The organism is Amycolatopsis sp. NPDC104863 (assembly GCF_055582965.1).
The window spans coordinates 317,954-332,527 of the sequence record NZ_JBVJOW010000003.1 but is presented as its reverse complement, the minus strand read 5'-3'; the positions used below and the strand labels follow the sequence as shown (position 1 = coordinate 332,527).

18 protein-coding genes are annotated in these 14,574 nt (G+C 70.5%); 9 read left to right on the top strand and 9 right to left on the bottom strand.

Features of this window, described 5'->3' with window-relative positions; translation table 11 throughout:
• Position 1: 1 nt before the first annotated feature.
• The 3 genes from ACZ63J_RS18210 to ACZ63J_RS18200 are packed head-to-tail and all read left to right on the top strand — an operon-like array spanning position 2 to position 1,460.
• Entirely contained in the window at positions 2-1,063 is a 1,062-nt protein-coding gene (locus tag ACZ63J_RS18210) for an MBL fold metallo-hydrolase (RefSeq protein WP_465403315.1), read from the top strand.
• Positions 1,060-1,209, top strand: coding sequence for a hypothetical protein (locus ACZ63J_RS18205; protein ID WP_465403313.1), 150 nt, complete (start codon positions 1,060-1,062; stop codon positions 1,207-1,209). Before ACZ63J_RS18210 ends, ACZ63J_RS18205 begins: the two co-directional genes overlap by 4 nt.
• Entirely contained in the window at positions 1,206-1,460 is a 255-nt protein-coding gene (locus ACZ63J_RS18200) for a Smr/MutS family protein (RefSeq protein WP_465337958.1), read from the top strand. The genes ACZ63J_RS18205 and ACZ63J_RS18200 overlap by 4 nt, the downstream gene beginning before the upstream one ends.
• Here ACZ63J_RS18200 and ACZ63J_RS18195 read toward each other — a convergent pair.
• From ACZ63J_RS18195 to ACZ63J_RS18155, 9 genes are all read right to left on the bottom strand, one after another.
• Positions 1,442-2,008 carry a dihydrofolate reductase family protein gene (locus ACZ63J_RS18195; protein ID WP_465403311.1) on the bottom strand — a complete coding sequence of 189 codons (567 nt, stop codon included), beginning with the start codon at positions 2,006-2,008 and terminating at the stop codon, positions 1,442-1,444. The genes ACZ63J_RS18200 and ACZ63J_RS18195 overlap by 19 nt on opposite strands.
• Positions 2,005-2,472, bottom strand: coding sequence for an SRPBCC family protein (locus ACZ63J_RS18190; protein ID WP_465337960.1), 468 nt, complete (start codon positions 2,470-2,472; stop codon positions 2,005-2,007). The genes ACZ63J_RS18195 and ACZ63J_RS18190 overlap by 4 nt, the downstream gene beginning before the upstream one ends.
• Positions 2,473-2,474: 2 nt before the next feature.
• Positions 2,475-2,816: an ArsR/SmtB family transcription factor gene (locus ACZ63J_RS18185; RefSeq protein ID WP_465307553.1), complete on the bottom strand. Its 342-nt coding sequence runs from the start codon at positions 2,814-2,816 to the stop codon at positions 2,475-2,477.
• A gap of 57 nt (positions 2,817-2,873) precedes the next feature.
• Positions 2,874-3,473: an Rv1733c family protein gene (locus ACZ63J_RS18180; RefSeq protein ID WP_465337962.1), complete on the bottom strand. Its 600-nt coding sequence runs from the start codon at positions 3,471-3,473 to the stop codon at positions 2,874-2,876.
• A 159-nt stretch (positions 3,474-3,632) separates the two neighbouring features.
• A complete protein-coding gene (gene hsaB, locus ACZ63J_RS18175) occupies positions 3,633-4,172 on the bottom strand; it encodes a 3-hydroxy-9,10-secoandrosta-1,3,5(10)-triene-9,17-dione monooxygenase reductase subunit (protein ID WP_465403309.1) in 540 nt (179 codons plus the stop codon).
• The gene (hsaC, locus tag ACZ63J_RS18170; protein WP_465403307.1) at positions 4,169-5,080 is read right to left on the bottom strand and encodes an iron-dependent extradiol dioxygenase HsaC; all 912 of its coding nucleotides are present in this window, start codon (positions 5,078-5,080) and stop codon (positions 4,169-4,171) included. The genes hsaB and hsaC overlap by 4 nt, the downstream gene beginning before the upstream one ends.
• On the bottom strand, positions 5,080-5,925 hold the full coding sequence (hsaD, locus tag ACZ63J_RS18165) for a 4,5:9,10-diseco-3-hydroxy-5,9,17-trioxoandrosta-1(10),2-diene-4-oate hydrolase (RefSeq protein WP_465403305.1): 846 nt from the start codon (positions 5,923-5,925) through the stop codon (positions 5,080-5,082). The genes hsaC and hsaD overlap by 1 nt, the downstream gene beginning before the upstream one ends.
• On the bottom strand, positions 5,925-7,088 hold the full coding sequence (gene hsaA / locus ACZ63J_RS18160) for a 3-hydroxy-9,10-secoandrosta-1,3,5(10)-triene-9,17-dione monooxygenase oxygenase subunit (protein WP_465337966.1): 1,164 nt from the start codon (positions 7,086-7,088) through the stop codon (positions 5,925-5,927). Before hsaA ends, hsaD begins: the two co-directional genes overlap by 1 nt.
• A 33-nt stretch (positions 7,089-7,121) precedes the next feature.
• On the bottom strand, positions 7,122-8,723 hold the full coding sequence (locus ACZ63J_RS18155; RefSeq protein WP_465403303.1) for an FAD-binding protein: 1,602 nt from the start codon (positions 8,721-8,723) through the stop codon (positions 7,122-7,124).
• 100 nt (positions 8,724-8,823) lie between these two features.
• On the opposite strand from ACZ63J_RS18155, the gene kstD reads away from it, so the two are divergent.
• The 6 genes from kstD to ACZ63J_RS18125 are packed head-to-tail and all read left to right on the top strand — an operon-like array spanning position 8,824 to position 14,243.
• Positions 8,824-10,488 (top strand): 3-oxosteroid 1-dehydrogenase, encoded by a 1,665-nt coding sequence (gene kstD / locus ACZ63J_RS18150; RefSeq protein WP_465403302.1) that lies wholly within the window; start codon positions 8,824-8,826, stop codon positions 10,486-10,488.
• A complete protein-coding gene (locus tag ACZ63J_RS18145) occupies positions 10,485-11,621 on the top strand; it encodes a Rieske 2Fe-2S domain-containing protein (RefSeq protein ID WP_465403301.1) in 1,137 nt (378 codons plus the stop codon). Before kstD ends, ACZ63J_RS18145 begins: the two co-directional genes overlap by 4 nt.
• Positions 11,618-11,875 (top strand): hypothetical protein, encoded by a 258-nt coding sequence (locus tag ACZ63J_RS18140; RefSeq protein WP_439378339.1) that lies wholly within the window; start codon positions 11,618-11,620, stop codon positions 11,873-11,875. The genes ACZ63J_RS18145 and ACZ63J_RS18140 overlap by 4 nt, the downstream gene beginning before the upstream one ends.
• The gene (locus ACZ63J_RS18135; protein WP_465403300.1) at positions 11,868-12,899 is read left to right on the top strand and encodes a 2Fe-2S iron-sulfur cluster-binding protein; all 1,032 of its coding nucleotides are present in this window, start codon (positions 11,868-11,870) and stop codon (positions 12,897-12,899) included. The genes ACZ63J_RS18140 and ACZ63J_RS18135 overlap by 8 nt, the downstream gene beginning before the upstream one ends.
• Before the next feature lie 10 nt (positions 12,900-12,909).
• Positions 12,910-13,755, top strand: a complete 846-nt coding sequence (locus tag ACZ63J_RS18130; RefSeq protein ID WP_465403298.1) for a MaoC/PaaZ C-terminal domain-containing protein — start codon at positions 12,910-12,912, stop codon at positions 13,753-13,755.
• A gap of 32 nt (positions 13,756-13,787) precedes the next feature.
• The gene (locus ACZ63J_RS18125) at positions 13,788-14,243 is read left to right on the top strand and encodes a riboflavin kinase (protein WP_465403296.1); all 456 of its coding nucleotides are present in this window, start codon (positions 13,788-13,790) and stop codon (positions 14,241-14,243) included.
• Positions 14,244-14,574 lie beyond the last annotated feature (331 nt).

Here is a 14,574-nt window from a genome sequence, read left to right as displayed (position 1 = left end):
CATGAGGAAGACGATCGCGGCGCTCCGGGACCTGCCGGCGGCGTTCGGCGCGAAGGCGGCCGGGGCGCGGGCCGAGCGGGTCCGCCGGTCACCCCAGTTCGACGGCAAGGTGTTCCGCAACGCGGCCCCGCGCCACCCGATGACGGCCGCGTCGATCGGCACCATCTTCCGCGAGATGTTCTTCGGCGAGCACCGCGAGCTGCGCAAACCGGCCGGCGCGGTGCCGCTGGTGCAGGCAGCGCCGGTCGAGTCGGCCGAGGGCCTGCACGTCACCTGGCACGGCCACGCGACGGCGCTGGTGGAGCTGGACGGCGCCCGCGTGCTGCTCGACCCGGTGTGGAGCGACCGGGTGTCCCCCGCGGCGTTCACCGGCCCGCGGCGGCTGCACGAGCCGCCGGTGCCGCTGTCCGGGCTCGGCCGGATCGACGCGGTGGTCATTTCGCACGACCACTACGACCACCTGGACCTGGCGACGATCCGGACGCTGGTCGCCGGCACCGAAGCGCCGTTCCTGGTCCCGCTCGGCGTCGGCGCCCACCTGGAACGCTGGCACGTGCCGGCCGCCCGGATCATCGAGCTCGACTGGCACGAGGAGGCGACGGTCGCGGGCGTCCGGTTCATCTCGACGCCGGCCCAGCACTTCTCCGGCCGCGGCATCACGAACGACCACACGCTGTGGACGTCGTGGGCGCTGCTGGGCCCGGCCCACCGCGTGTTCTACACCGGCGACACCGGCTACTTCGACGGCTTCGCGAAGATCGGCGAGGCCCACGGGCCGTTCGACGTCGCCCTGGTCCAGATCGGCGCGTACGCCCCGCACTGGCCGGACATCCACATGACACCGGAAGAGGGCGTCGCGGCGGGCATAGACGTCCGGGCGAAGCTGCTGATCCCGGTCCACTGGGCGACGTTCCAGCTGGCCATGCACCCGTGGGGCGAGCCGGCGGACCGCGTGTGGCGCGAGGCGAAGGCGGCGGACCTCCCGCTGGCGATCCCCCGCCCGGGCGAGCGCATCGACATCTCGGCACCCCCGGCAGTCGACGGCTGGTGGCAGGCCCTGTGACCGGCGAGCACGAGCGTCACCTGCTCGAGTTCGCCGCCGACGCCGACGAGCCGGCGCTGGTCCGCGCGATGCTCACCGACCCGGACGCTGTGCTGCAACCGGCGGGCGGGGAACCGGCGGCCCGGCGAGAACTGGAGCGCGCGTGAAGCTGAAGCTGGACCTGCACGACATCTACAACCGCGGCGGTGAGATCGACCGGGCCCTCCAGGCGATCATCGACGAAGCGGTCGCCAAGAAGGCGCCGCTCGTCGAGATCATTCCCGGCAAGGGCTCCGGCCAGCTGAAGAAGCACGTCCTGCGGTTCCTCGAGCGCAAGGACGTCAAGGCGCTCTACCACCGCGTCGAGAAGGACAAGGACAACTTCGGCCGGGTGTTCGTTCACTTCCGCTGGAAGTAGGTGGTCATGAGGACGCCGGACGGGAACGCCGTCGAACCGGACAGCTCGAACGAGCGCAGCGGGGCGTCTTCGGCGAACAGCCGCTTGCCCGCGCCCAGCAGCACCGGGTAGACGATCAGCACCACCTCGTCCGCGAGCTCGTGCTCGAGCAGCTTGGTCGTCACCGTCGAGCTGCCCGAGACGACCAGGCCGGGGCCGTCCTGTGCCTTGATGCGGCGGACGCCCTCGACGAAGTCCGACCCGACTCCCTCGGCCGGGCCCCACTTGAGGCTCTCCGGCCGGTGGGTGGCGACGTACTTCTTCGCCGCCTTGATGCGGTCGCCGATCGGGTTGCTCGGCGCCTTGCCCCACATGGTCGTCCACAGGTCGTAGGTGCGGCGGCCGAGCAGCAGGTCGAACTCGTCGCCGTGGGCGGCCATCACCTGGGCCCCACCTTCGGCCGTCCGGTACGGCGCCGTCCAGTTCGTGTGGGCGAACCCGTTTTCGTCGGCGGAATGCTGGATCACGCCGTCGAGCGAGATGTGTTCGATGATCTTGAGGGTTCTCATGCCGGCTCCTCCAGAAGCGCGTCGAGCTGGGGCAACGCGGCACGGAGTCCCTGCTCCATGCCGGGGAACGCCTTTTCCAGGGCTTCGAGGCCGGCGAACCGGGTCACACTGGTCATGCGCGACCCGGTTTCCGTCGTCTCGAAGACGAACTTCATCGCGGCCGGGCCGTCTTCGTCGCCGTCGCCGTCGTCGGCTTCGAACGAGTCGATGGGGTCCACCGCGGTGAACTTCCACGAGCCGGTCCACTTCTCGCCGTCCGGCCCGGACAGGAAGTACTCGGCGCGGCCGCCGGGCCGGAAGTCGTGGTGGGTGAAGGTGGCGGGCGCGAACGGCGGGCCCCAGAAGCGTTCCAGCTGACGCGGGTCGGAAAACGCTTCCCAGAGACGCTGTTTCGGGACCGGGAAGTCGGCGACGAGCGTGAAACTGAGGTTTTCGGGGTCCTGGGTGACCGAGGTGACGGGCATCGTCATTCTTCTTTCGGTGAGAACATGTCGTCGAGCCGCGCCACGCGGTGACGCCAAAGGGCTTCGAAGGAATCCAGCAGTTCCCGGGCCCGCTGCAGCCGCTCGCGGCTGGTCGAGACCCGTTGTTCGCGGCCGGTGGCCCGTTTCCGGACCAGGCCCGCGCGTTCGAGCACGGCGACGTGCTTCTGCACGGCGGCGAAGCTCATTTCGTACCGCGCGGCGAGTTCGGACACCGACGGCGTTTCCGTGATCGACCGCGCGAGGATGTCGCGGCGCGTGCCGTCGGCCAGGGCGCGGAAGAGCTGGTTGAGCGACTCCTCACTCTCTTCCTGAAGTACAACCATGTGGTTGTACGTTAGCCGTGCCCGATACCCGTGGCAAGACCTGGGAGGGGAAAGAGGTCAGAACCGGCTGTCGTGGCGCGCTTCGGACCAGGCGCGGTCCCACGCCACCGAGTGCAGGCGGCTCACGACGAGGCGGGCGGTCCCGTAGAGGCCGGCGAGCGCGCCCGTGACCGCGACCCAGAGCAGGATCGCCGCGAAGACGCCGTCGGCCGCCGAGGTCGACGGCGAGAGCGGCTCGGTCGTCAGCTGCCCGCGCTGGTCCAGCCACACCGAGAGGTGGGTGCCCGCGGGGCTGCCCGCGTCGGCCAGGACGTCACCGGTGTGGCGGGCGCCGCGCGCGTCGAACCAGGCGGCCTGGACCGTCGTCTGGTCGGCGGGGGCGCCGGCGCCGTCGGTGCTGTAGGTCTGGGTGGGGGCCGCGACGAGCGAAACCGCTGTCGCCGGGTGACGCGTGGTGCGTTCCTGCTCGGCCCGGGCGGTCTGCGAGGCGTAGGTGTCTGAGCCGAAGGCGGCCGCGAACGGCAGGGCCAGCAGCGCGCCGGCGAAGACCAGCATCAGCAGGGCCGCCTCGACGCGGTCACCGAGCCTGGTCAGGGGGTTGCGGCCGGGGTGCAACCGGCGCCGGAACCGGGCGATCCGTCCGCTGGGCCCACGCATGCGCGACACTCCTCCCCGGGAACACATCATCTCGGTAACAGTGTGCGCTCCGGGGCTCGACTTTCTCTCGCGAATGGGATGCGGCCCACCTGTGAAACCCTGCACAACCACCCGCTTGTGCTAACCCACGGCGATCGGCGGTCACGGATCGTGAGTGGTTCAGAGCCAGTCGTCGGGCCGCGGCCACGGCATCAGCGCCGACAGCGCGTCCCGGGCCGGCTCGGTCACCGCGTACCGGCCGCGGTGGAACAGCAGCGGCCGCGCGTCCGACGGGGTGCCCAGCGCCGTCACCCGGCCGATCACGACGTAGTGGTCCCCCGCCTCGTGGACGGCTTCCAGGCTGCAGTCGATCCAGGTGAGGGCGCCGTCGAGCAGCGGCGCCCCGGACGGCGCGGGGGTCCAGCCGACCCGCGCGAACTTGTCCTGGCCGCGCGCGCCGAACACCGCGCTGACCTCCTGCTGGTCCTCGGCCAGCACGTTGACCGCGAACCGGCCCACCGCGGCCAGCACCGGCCAGGTCCGCGACGTCTTCGCCGGGCAGAACAGCACCAGCGGCGGGTCGAGCGAGAGCGCCGCGAACGACTGGCAGGCGAACCCGGCGAGCGTGTCGCCGTCGCGGCCGGTGACCACCGTGACGCCCGTGCAGAAGTGCCCGAGCACGCTGCGGAAGGCGGTCTGGTCGACCGCCGCGGCCGTCATGAGCCCGGGGGCCGCGCGCCGACCGAGAAGTCGTGCCCCCACAGGGAAACCGCGGTGCTTTCGCGCGCGATCCAGTTGTCGTCGTCGACCTGACGGCCCTCACAGCCGAACTCGACGTCGAAGCCGCCGGGGGTCTTCATGTAGAACGACAGCATCAGGTCGTTGACGTGCCGGCCGAGCGTGGCCGACATCGGCACCTTGCGCCGGATCGCGCGGTCGAGGCACAGGCCGACGTCGTCGGTGTTCTCCACCTCGACCATCAGGTGCACGATCCCGGACGGCGTCGGCATCGGCAGGAACGCCAGGCTGTGGTGGCGCGGGTTGCAGCCGAAGAACCGCAGCCACGCGGGCGGCCCGTCGGCGGGCCGGCCGACCATCTGCGGCGGCAGGCGCATCGAGTCGCGCAGCCGGAAACCGAGGACGTCGCGGTAGAACCGCAGCGACGCCTCGTCGTCCTTTGTGGACAAAACCACATGGCCGAGCCCCTGCTCGCCGGTGACGAACTTGTGGCCGTACGGGCTGACCACGCGCCGGTGCTGCAGCGCGACGCCGTGGAACACCTCCTGGGTGTTGCCGGACGGGTCGTCGAAGCTGATCAGCTCGTCGACGCGCCGGTCGACCAGCTCTTCGGGCGTGCCCTCTTTGTACGGCACGGACGCACTGTCCAACCGCGACCGGATCTCGGCGAGCTCGCCCGCGTTCGCCGCCTCCCAGCCGGTGACGGCCAGGCGATCCGCGGAGCCGGGTGAGATGACCAGCCGCGCCGGGAAGTCGTCCATGCGCAGGTAGAGCGCGTCGGGGTTGGTGCCACTGCCTTCGACCATGCCGAGCACCTTGAGCCCGTACTCGCGCCACGCGGCCATGTCGGTGGCTTCGATGCGGAGGTAGCCCAGTGACCGGATGCCCATCAGGAACTCCCGAGGAAGTCGAGGGCCAGCCGGTTGAACTCGTCGAACTTCTCCAGCTGGGCCCAGTGCCCGCAGCCGCCGAACACGTGCAGCTGCGCGCGCGGGATGGTCTTCAGCGCGAGCAGGGCGCCGTCGAGCGGGTTGACGCGGTCCTCGCGGCCCCAGATCAGCAGCACGCGCTGCCGCAGGCGGTGGGCCTCGCGCCAGAGCATGCCTTCTTCGTACGTTTCGGGCCGGGCGAACGACATCCCCATCGCGCGCATGGCGGCCAGGGACTCGGGGGTGTTCGCCGCGGCGAAGCGTTCGTCGACCAGCTCGTCGGTGACCAGCGCCTGGTCGTGGACCATGATGCGCAGGAACGCTTCCATGCGTTCACGGCTGGGTTTCGCGCCGAACCTGCCGAGGTTCTTGACCCCCTCGGTCGGGTCGGGCGCGAAGACGTTCACGCTCAGCCCGCCCGGTCCCATCAGGACGAGCCGCCCCGCGCGCTTGCCGTGGTTCAGCGCCAGCCGGACCGCGGCGCCACCACCCAGGGAGTTGCCGACGAAGTGCGCGGTCTCGATCTCCAACGCGTCCATCAGGCCGACAACGGCGTCCGCGCTGTGGCGGAAGTACTGCGGGTGCTCGGCCGGCTTGTCGGAGCGCCCGAAGCCGGGCTGGTCGACGGCGATCGTCCGGTAGTGCTTGGCGAACTCCGGCAGGTTGCGCCCGAAGTTGCTCCACGCCGACGCGCCGGGCCCGCCGCCGTGCAGCAGGATCACCGTCTCGGCATGTTCGGCGCCGGCCTCGTGGTAGTGGAGCTTGAGACCGCCCGCCTGGACGTCCTTGCCTTCGGGAGCGGCCATCAGTACATCGCGTTCTCGACGGGGAGCCCGAAGGCGCCGGTGCCGAACATGACGTACGCGCGCTCGGCGTCGTTGGCCGCGTGGACCCGGCCGGCGTGCGCGTCGCGCCAGAAGCGCTGGATCGGTGTGCCGCGCTGGATCGCGCGGCCGCCGGAGTTCTCGAAGAGCCGGTCGATCGCGCTGATCGCGCGTTCCGTGCCACGCACCTGGTCACGCCGGACGCGCAGGCGCAGATCGCTCGGCAGCCGTTCCTCGCGCTTGGCCAGCTCGTACAGCTCGTCGATGTTGCGGGTCAGCTGCAGCCAGGCGGCGTCGATTTCGCTGGCGGCTTCGGCGATCCGCACCTTGGCGAACGGGTCCTCTTTGGACTGTTCACCGGCATACGCGGCGCGCACGCGCTTGCGCTGGTGCTCCACGTGCGCGTCGTAGGCGCCCTGCGCCATGCCGATGATCGGCGCGGTGATCGTGGACGGGTGCACCGACCCGTACGGCAGCCGGTACAGCGGCCCGGGGTTGACGGCCTGGCCCGGCACCTTGCACTTCGACGTCGCGATGAAGCTCAGCGCGCGGTGCTGCGGGATGAAGACGTCCTCGACGACGATGTCGTTCGACCCGGTGCCGCGCAGGCCGACGGTGTCCCAGACGTCCACAATGGAGTAGTCGGCGATCGGCAGGAGATAAGTGCAGAAGTCGACCGGCTTGCCGTCCTTGAAGGCGGGTCCGCCGAGCAGCACCCACGTGCAGTGGTCACAGCCGGAGGAGAAGCTCCACCGGCCGGAGAGCCGGTAGCCGCCGTCGACGACCTCGGCCTTGCCCATCGGGGCGTACGACGAGGAGATCCGCACGTCCTCGTCCTCACCCCAGACCTCCTGCTGGGCCTGCGCGTCGAACAGCGCCACGTGCCACGGGTGGACGCCGAGGATGGAGGCGACCCAGCCGGTGGACCCGCACGCGCTCGCGATCAGCTTCACCGCGGTGTAGAAGCTCACCGGGTCGGCTTCGAAACCGCCGTACGGCTTCGGTTGCAGCAACTTGAAGAACCCGGTCTCCTGCAGGGCCTTGACGGACTCCGCGGGGACGCTCCGCGCGTCCTCGGTGTCCTGGGCCCGTTCCCGCAGGACCGGCAGGAGGTCCCGGACCCCGGCGATCACCTGCTCGCTCATGCGCAGTCCTCTCTCGCGTTCACTCCGGCAAGACTAGAACACGTTCTCGTTTTTGTCGAGAACGCCCTGCGCCAGAGCGCTGTTGATCCCCGCTCTGCGGCCGGAAAACACGCAGTCGGCCAGGGACAGCCCGCTCACGTACGACCTGGAACAGATTCCCACCGCGGTGCGACCGGCGGCGTACAGCCCGGCGATCGGCTCCCCCGCCGCGCTCCGGACCGCGCCGGTGTCCTCGTCGACGACCAGGCCGCCGAGCGTGAGCATCGGCGTCGGATAGCCGAGGTTGGGCCGCACGGAGATGTCGATGAGCGAGAACGGCGGGTTGTCGAGCCGGCGCGCGAACTCGGCGGGCTTGCCCATCGGGTCCTTCGCGCCGTGATAGGCCTCGACGCTCGCGCGCAGGCCCTCGGCGTTGATCCCGGCCTTCTTCGCGACCTCGTCGAGGGTCGTGCCGATGACCCGGCCGCGCCGCAGCAGGTACCGCAGCTGCAGGCCCTGGAACCACTGGCTCTGCTTGCCGCCGTCCCGCCGCGCCTCGGCCACGATCGGCGCGTCGACGAGCAGCCAGCCCTTCGCGCCGTGCTCCTCGATGAGCTTCTCCCCGACGGCGGCGCCGTAGCGGGACTCGTCGATGACCCGGTTTCCCTCGGCGTCGACGATGATCCCGCCGAGGAACGCGCTCGGCGGCGTGACGAACCGCCACGCCGAGATCCGGCCCAGCTCGCCGGTCGCACCCCCGGCCTCGACGCCCATCCGGATGCCCGAGCCGTTGTCGGCGGACGTGCCGAGCGCGAGCCCGCCGCGGTAGGCGGGCGCGTGTTCGCGCACCATCTCGCGGTCGGCGATGAACCCGCCCGCGGCGAGCACGACCCCGCGCCGGGCGGTGATCCGCAGCTCCCGGCCGTGCGCGCGTTCGATCCGTTCGACCCGGCGGTGCAGCGACTTCCGCAGCGACGGAACGTAGATGCCGGGCTTGGCCGCGTACTGCGCGAGCCGCCGGTGCCGGGCGCGGACCCCGGCGGGCGCGTCGCGGAGCGTGGCGACGACGAGCCCGGTGACCCGGCCGTCGTCGTCGCGGACCAGCTCGCGGGCGTTGGTCTGGGTCAGCACCCGCACCCCGCGCTTCGCGACGGCTTCTTTGAGGCGGGTCATCAGCATCTTCCCGGAGGTCCCGGGGCCTTTGACGCGGTGGCCGCGCGGAGCGGGCTTCGCCGCGTCGCGGAAACCGCCGGCCGCCTCGCTGCCGGAGTAGTAGAGGTAGTGCCGGTCGCTCGGGTACGAAGTCTTGTACGGGCACAGGCTGCCCTCGAACGGGACGCCGTTGCCCTCCAGCCAGGTGATCATCTCGCGGCTGCCTTCGCAGAACCGCGTCAGCGTCTGCTCCGAGACGACGTCCCCGGCTTCGAGCCGGAGGTAGGCGTACATCGCGTCGACGGAGTCGTCGACACCGGCGTCGAGCTGCTGGCGGGTGCCGCCACCGGCGTAGACCACGCCCCCGCTGACCGCGCTCGCGCCACCGCCCGCGAACCGTTCGACGAGAATGACGTCAGCGCCCGCGTCGGCCGCCTCCAGGGCGGCGCAGGCGCCGGCCGCCCCGAACCCCACGATCACCACGTCCGCGACGAGTTCGTCCATGGTCACCACCCTAGAACTGGAACACGTTCTCGTCTATGGTGAGCGAAAGCGGCTCTCAACTGGATACTCTTCTTGTGGAACACGTTACAAGTGAGGTGGCATGACGGAGCAGTTCGACGTTGTCGTCGTCGGCAGTGGCGCTGCCGGGATGACTGCCGCACTGGCCGCGGCGAAAGCCGGCCTGAGCGTGGTCCTCCTGGAAAAAGCCCCCTGCTTCGGCGGTTCGACCGCGCGCTCCGGCGGCGGGGTCTGGCTGCCCGGGAACCACGCGCTGCGCGCCGCCGGGATCGACGAGCCGCCCGAGCGGGCGCGCGAGTACCTCGCTTCGATCGTCGGGGACGTCGTCCCGGCCGTCCGTCGCGACACGTTCCTCGAGCACGGCCCCGAGGTGCTGAAGTTCGTCTGCGACCACACGCCGTTGAAGTTCCGCTGGGTCCGGAACTACAGCGACTACCACCCCGAAGCCCCGGGTGGCCGCTCCGGCGGGCGTTCGGTCGAGCCGGTCGCCTTCGACGGGAAGCTGCTCGGTGACGACCTGGCCCACCTCGAACCGCCGTACAGCGCTCCCCCGCTCGGCGTGCCGATCACGCAGGCGGACTACCGCTGGCTGAGCCTGCTGGCCCGGCACCCGCGCGGGGTCGTCCGGCTGCTGTCGCTGGGCGTCCAATGGCTTGCCGGACGGCTGCGCGGGCAGCGGCTGCTGGCCATGGGGCAAGCGCTTGCGGCCGGCCTGCGGGTGGGCCTGACCAGGGCGAACGTCGAGGTCCGGCTGAACACGCCGCTCGTCGATCTCCAAGTTGAAGGCGACCGCGTCACCGGGGTCGTCACCGCCGAGGGAGTCATCGAGGCCCGGCGCGGCGTGATCCTCGCCAGCGGCGGCTTCGAGCAGAACCTCGAGATGCGCGAGAAGTACCAGCGCGCGCCGATCGGCACCGAGTGGACCGTCGGCGCGGCCGCCAACACCGGGGACGGCATCACCGCCGGCCTCAAGCTCGGCGCCGCGCTCGACCTGATGGACGACGCCTGGTGGGGCCCGACCCTGCCGCTCACCGGCGGCCCGTGGTTCGCCCTCGCCGAGCGCTCGCGGCCGCGCTGCGTCATGGTCGACGCGCGCGGCGAGCGGTTCGTCAACGAGTCGGCGCCCTACGTCGAGGCCGTGCACGCGATGTACGGCGCCGGCGACGGCCCGGGCGAGCACATCCCCACCTGGCTGGTCTTCGACCAGCGCTACAAGGACCGGTACATGTTCACCGGCATCGGGCCGCGCCAGCCGCTGCCCGGCCGCTGGTTCAAGGCCGGGATCGCGGTGAAGTCGGGCTCGCTGACCGGCCTGGCCGCGAAGATGGACGTCCCGCCCGCGGCCCTCGAAGCGACCATCACGCGCTTCAACGGCTTCGCGCGCGCCGGCGTCGACGAGGACTTCCAGCGTGGGCTCAGCAAGTACGACCACTACTACGGCGACCCGCGCAACAAGCCGAACCCGAGCCTCGGTCCCCTCGACAAGGCGCCCTACTACGCGGTGAAGATCGTGCCGGGCGACCTGGGGACCAAGGGCGGGCTGCGCACCGACGAACACGCACAGGTCCTGCGTGAAGACGGTTCGGTGGTGCCCGGGCTGTACGCCGCGGGCAACGTCAGCGCGGCCGTGATGGGCCGGACGTACGCCGGGCCGGGCGCGACCATCGGCCCGGCCATGGTGTTCGGCTACCTTGCGGCGACGCGGCTGGCGCACGAAGATCAAGGGACCACGGGAGGCGAGCGATGACGCAGGAGTCCGTACGCACGATCTACGCCGGTGAGCCGCCGACCCGGTTCGCGCGCGGCTGGCACTGCCTCGGCCTGGCCGAGCGGTTCCGCGACGGGAAACCGCACGCGGTCACGGCGTTCGGCACCAAACTCGTCGTGTTCGCCGATTCGAAGGGCGAGCTGAACGTCCTCGACGGCTACTGCCGGCACATGGGCGGCGACCTCACCCAGGGCAGCGTCAAGGGTGACGAGGTCGCCTGCCCGTTCCACGACTGGCGCTGGAACGGCAAGGGCAAGTGCGTCTCGATCCCCTACGCCAAGCGGGTTCCGCTGCGCGCGCGGACGCGGTCGTGGACGGCGTCCGAGCAGAACGGCCAGCTCATGGTCTGGCACGACCCCGAGGGCAACCCGCCGGCCGAGGAGCTGGCGATCCCGAAGATCGAGGCGGCCGACAGTCCCGAGTGGAGCAACTGGACGTGGGACTCGATCTTCATCGACGGCTCCAACTGCCGCGAGATCATCGACAACGTCGTCGACATGGCGCACTTCTTCTACATCCACTACGCCTACCCGACGTACTTCAAGAACGTCTTCGAGGGCCACATCGCGACGCAGTACCTCAACACCAAGGGCCGCCCGGACATGGGCATGGCGTCGAACTACGGCGGTGAGGACAACCTGCTGCGGTCGGAGGCGTCGTACTTCGGACCGTCCTACATGATCAACAAGCTGGTGAACTCGTTCCAGGGCTACGAAATCGAGAGCGTGCTCATCAACTGCCACTACCCCGTGACGCCGACGTCGTTCGTGCTGCAGTACGGCATGAAGGTCAAGAAGCAGCACGGGCTGACCGACGAGCACGCGGACAAGATCGCCGCGAAGCTGGCCAAGGGCATCGGCGCGGGATTCCTGCAGGACGTCGAGATCTGGAAGCACAAGACGCAGATCGACAACCCGCTGCTGTGCGAAGAGGACGGTCCCGTCTACCAGCTTCGCCGCTGGTACCAGCAGTTCTACGTCGACGCCGCCGACGTCACCGAGGACATGACCCGGCGGTTCGAGTTCGAAGTGGACACTTCGAAGGCGAACGAGGCGTGGGCGGCGGAGGTGGCCGAAAACCTCGCCCGGCAGAAGACCGAGGCGGAAGTGTGACGACCGCCGAACAGACGGAGTTCCTCACCGGCGGGCTGCGGCCGCACGAGTGCCGCAGCTGCGGGACGTGTGTGCTGGTGAAGAAGAACAGCATCCAGCACACGAGCATCCAGTGGACCTCGCGGCCCGCCGAGACCTGCCCGGTGTTCGCCGACGCGGACGGGCCGTCGGCGCTGCTCGACACGTGCCCGAAGCTGGCGGACAGCATCGGCGACGCGGTGCGCGAGGGTTCGCTGGCGGTGGCCGATGGGTGAGCGCGTCTACACGCTCACGGTCGCCGACGTCGTCGTCGAGACGCCGGACGCGCGGTCGGTGGTCTTCGAGATCCCGCCCGAGCACGCTTCGGCCTTTTCCTACACGGCGGGGCAGTTCCTGACGCTGCGGATCCCCAGCGACCGGACCGGCTCGGTGGCGCGGTGCTACTCGCTGTCCAGCGCGCCGCACGAGAACCGCGTGCAGGTGACGGTCAAGCGGACCGACGGCGGGTACGGGTCGAGCTGGGTCTGCTCGTCTTTGAAGCCGGGGATGCAGGTCGACGTGCTCGCGCCGGCCGGCGTGTTCTGCCCGACGTCGGTGGACGAGGACTTCCTGCTGTTCGCCGGCGGCAGCGGCATCACGCCGGTGATGGCGATCCTGAAGACGGCGCTGGAGCAGGGCTCCGGGCGCGTGGTGCTGGTCTACGCGAACCGTGACGAGAGCTCGGTGATCTTCGCGGGCGAGCTGGCGTCGCTGGCCAAGCGGTACGGCGATCGGCTCGTCGTGGTGCACTGGCTGGAGAGCGTGCAGGGCCTTCCGGACGTCTCGCAGCTGCGTGGCCTGGCCACGGCGTATACGTCCCACGAGGCTTTCCTGTGTGGTCCGGCGCCGTTCATGGCCGCCGTGCGGGAGGCGCTCGGGCAGCTCGGGGTGCCGCGGGACCGGGTCCACGTCGAGAAGTTCACGTCGCTGACCGGGAACCCGTTCGAAGACGTCGCCGAGGAGCCGGTCGCGGAATCGGACGAAGCGCCCGCGTCGCTGACGGTGACGCTGGACGGTTCGACGCGGTCGTCGGCCTGGCCGCGGCAGCGGAAGCTGCTCGACCACCTGCTGGACGCGGGGATGGACGCGCCGTACTCGTGCCGCGAGGCACAATGCAGCGCGTGCGCGTGCCGGGTCGTCTCGGGTGAGGTGAAGATGCTGCACAACGAGGTCCTGGACGCCGAGGACATCGCGGACGGCATCGTGCTGGCCTGCCAGTCGCTGCCGGTCACCGACGACGTCGAGATCAGCTACGAATAGGAGTTTTCGGGTGCCCATCGATCCCGCGGTCGCCATCGGCGCCGAGATCGGCGAGGTGAACTTCGCCTGGACGTCGTCGGACGTGCTGCTGTACCACCTCGCGCTGGGCGCCGGGCCGGACGAGCTGCAGTTCACCTACGAGCAGGACCTGGTGGTGCTGCCGACGTTCGCGACGGTCGCGGCCAACCTGCGGGTGTTCGACCCGCCGGCGGTGTCGTTCCCCGGCGTCGAGATCGACCTGGCGAAGGTGCTGCACGGCAAGCAGGAGATCACCCTGCACCGGCCGATCCCGACGTCGGGCGAGGCGGTGGCCCGCTCGCGCGTCGCGGACGTCTACGACAAGGGCAAGGCCGCGGTGGTGGTGCAGGAGGTCGCGGTGACGTCGTCAGCCGGCGATCCACTGTGGACGGCACGCTCGAGCATCTTCGCCAGGGGTGAAGGGGGTTTCGGCGGGTCACGGGGTCCGTCGGACCGCCTCGAGTGGCCCACGCGCGAGCCGGACTTCGTGTTCGAGACGCCGACGTTGCCCCAGCAGGCGTTGCTGTACCGGCTGTGCGGCGACCGGAACCCGCTGCACGCGGACCCGGCGTTCGCTCTTGCCGCGGGTTTCGACCGGCCGATCCTGCACGGGCTGTGCACGTACGGGATCGTCGCGCGGGTGCTGGTCGACGAGCTCCTGGACGGCGACCCGGCGCGGGTGGCGTCGTTCGGGACGAAGTTCGCCGGCGTGGTGTTCCCCGGCGAGACGCTGCGCACGCGGGTGTGGCGCGCGGACGGCCGGCTGCTGGTGACGACGTCGGCGGTCGAGCGGGACGACGCGCCGGTGCTGGCCGACACGGTGCTGTCCACGATCTGATCTCCCGGCCGGGCGCCCGCTAACGTGGAGGGGTGACTTCGGAATACTTCGTGGTGCGGGGAACCGTCGAGCCGGGTGACCAGCGCGGCCGTGAGCTGGGGTTCCCCACGGCGAACATCGCACTGAGTGACCAGTCCGGCTCGGTCGGCGACGGAGTGTGGGCGGGCTGGGTCCGCCGCGCCGACGGAACGCACATCCCGGCGGCGATCTCGGTCGGCCGCCGCCCGACGTACTACGGCGCGGACGGCTACCGCCTCCTGGAGGCGCACCTGCTGGAGTTCACGGGCGACCTGTACGGCGAGACGCTGGTGGTGTGGCTCGGGTCGCACCTGCGGGAGCAGCAGGCGTACGCCTCGGCGGAGGATTTGATCACGGCTCTGAAGAACGACATAGCGGCGGCCACCCGCTGGACCACAGCCCACCCGGCAGCCAGCCTGCCCACCCCCACTTACACCCCACTGGGCGAGGTCCAGCAAGTCACCCCCTAACTCCCGCCCTTCTTCACGCCCCGCCGACGATCACGCACAGCGAGATACCCCTGGGATCACGCGAGATACCCCTCGGGTCACGCGAGATCCGGCCAAACCAGCCGGGAACCGCCCCTGAGCACGCGAGTTCGGTCTCCAGTCACGCGAGATCCGGCCCTGATCACGCGAGTTCCGCCCCCAATCACGCGAGACTCCCCTCGGCGCACGCAAGATGCCCCTCCAAGCACGCGAGATACCCCTCGGCGCACGCAAGATGCCCCTCCAAGCACGCGAGATACCCCTCGGCGCACGCAAGATGCCCCTCCAAGCACGCGAGATACCCCTCGGCGCA

Coding starts and splice junctions, on each gene's coding strand:
- ACZ63J_RS18210 (WP_465403315.1), top strand. CDS start 2: ATGAGGAAGACGATCGCGGCGCTCCGGGACCTGCCGGCGGCGTTCGGC.
- ACZ63J_RS18195 (WP_465403311.1), bottom strand. CDS start 2,008: ATGAGAACCCTCAAGATCATCGAACACATCTCGCTCGACGGCGTGATC.
- ACZ63J_RS18190 (WP_465337960.1), bottom strand. CDS start 2,472: ATGCCCGTCACCTCGGTCACCCAGGACCCCGAAAACCTCAGTTTCACG.
- ACZ63J_RS18185 (WP_465307553.1), bottom strand. CDS start 2,816: ATGGTTGTACTTCAGGAAGAGAGTGAGGAGTCGCTCAACCAGCTCTTC.
- ACZ63J_RS18180 (WP_465337962.1), bottom strand. CDS start 3,473: ATGCGTGGGCCCAGCGGACGGATCGCCCGGTTCCGGCGCCGGTTGCAC.
- hsaB (WP_465403309.1), bottom strand. CDS start 4,172: ATGACGGCCGCGGCGGTCGACCAGACCGCCTTCCGCAGCGTGCTCGGG.
- hsaC (WP_465403307.1), bottom strand. CDS start 5,080: ATGGGCATCCGGTCACTGGGCTACCTCCGCATCGAAGCCACCGACATG.
- hsaD (WP_465403305.1), bottom strand. CDS start 5,925: ATGGCCGCTCCCGAAGGCAAGGACGTCCAGGCGGGCGGTCTCAAGCTC.
- hsaA (WP_465337966.1), bottom strand. CDS start 7,088: ATGAGCGAGCAGGTGATCGCCGGGGTCCGGGACCTCCTGCCGGTCCTG.
- ACZ63J_RS18155 (WP_465403303.1), bottom strand. CDS start 8,723: ATGGACGAACTCGTCGCGGACGTGGTGATCGTGGGGTTCGGGGCGGCC.
- kstD (WP_465403302.1), top strand. CDS start 8,824: ATGACGGAGCAGTTCGACGTTGTCGTCGTCGGCAGTGGCGCTGCCGGG.
- ACZ63J_RS18145 (WP_465403301.1), top strand. CDS start 10,485: ATGACGCAGGAGTCCGTACGCACGATCTACGCCGGTGAGCCGCCGACC.
- ACZ63J_RS18135 (WP_465403300.1), top strand. CDS start 11,868: ATGGGTGAGCGCGTCTACACGCTCACGGTCGCCGACGTCGTCGTCGAG.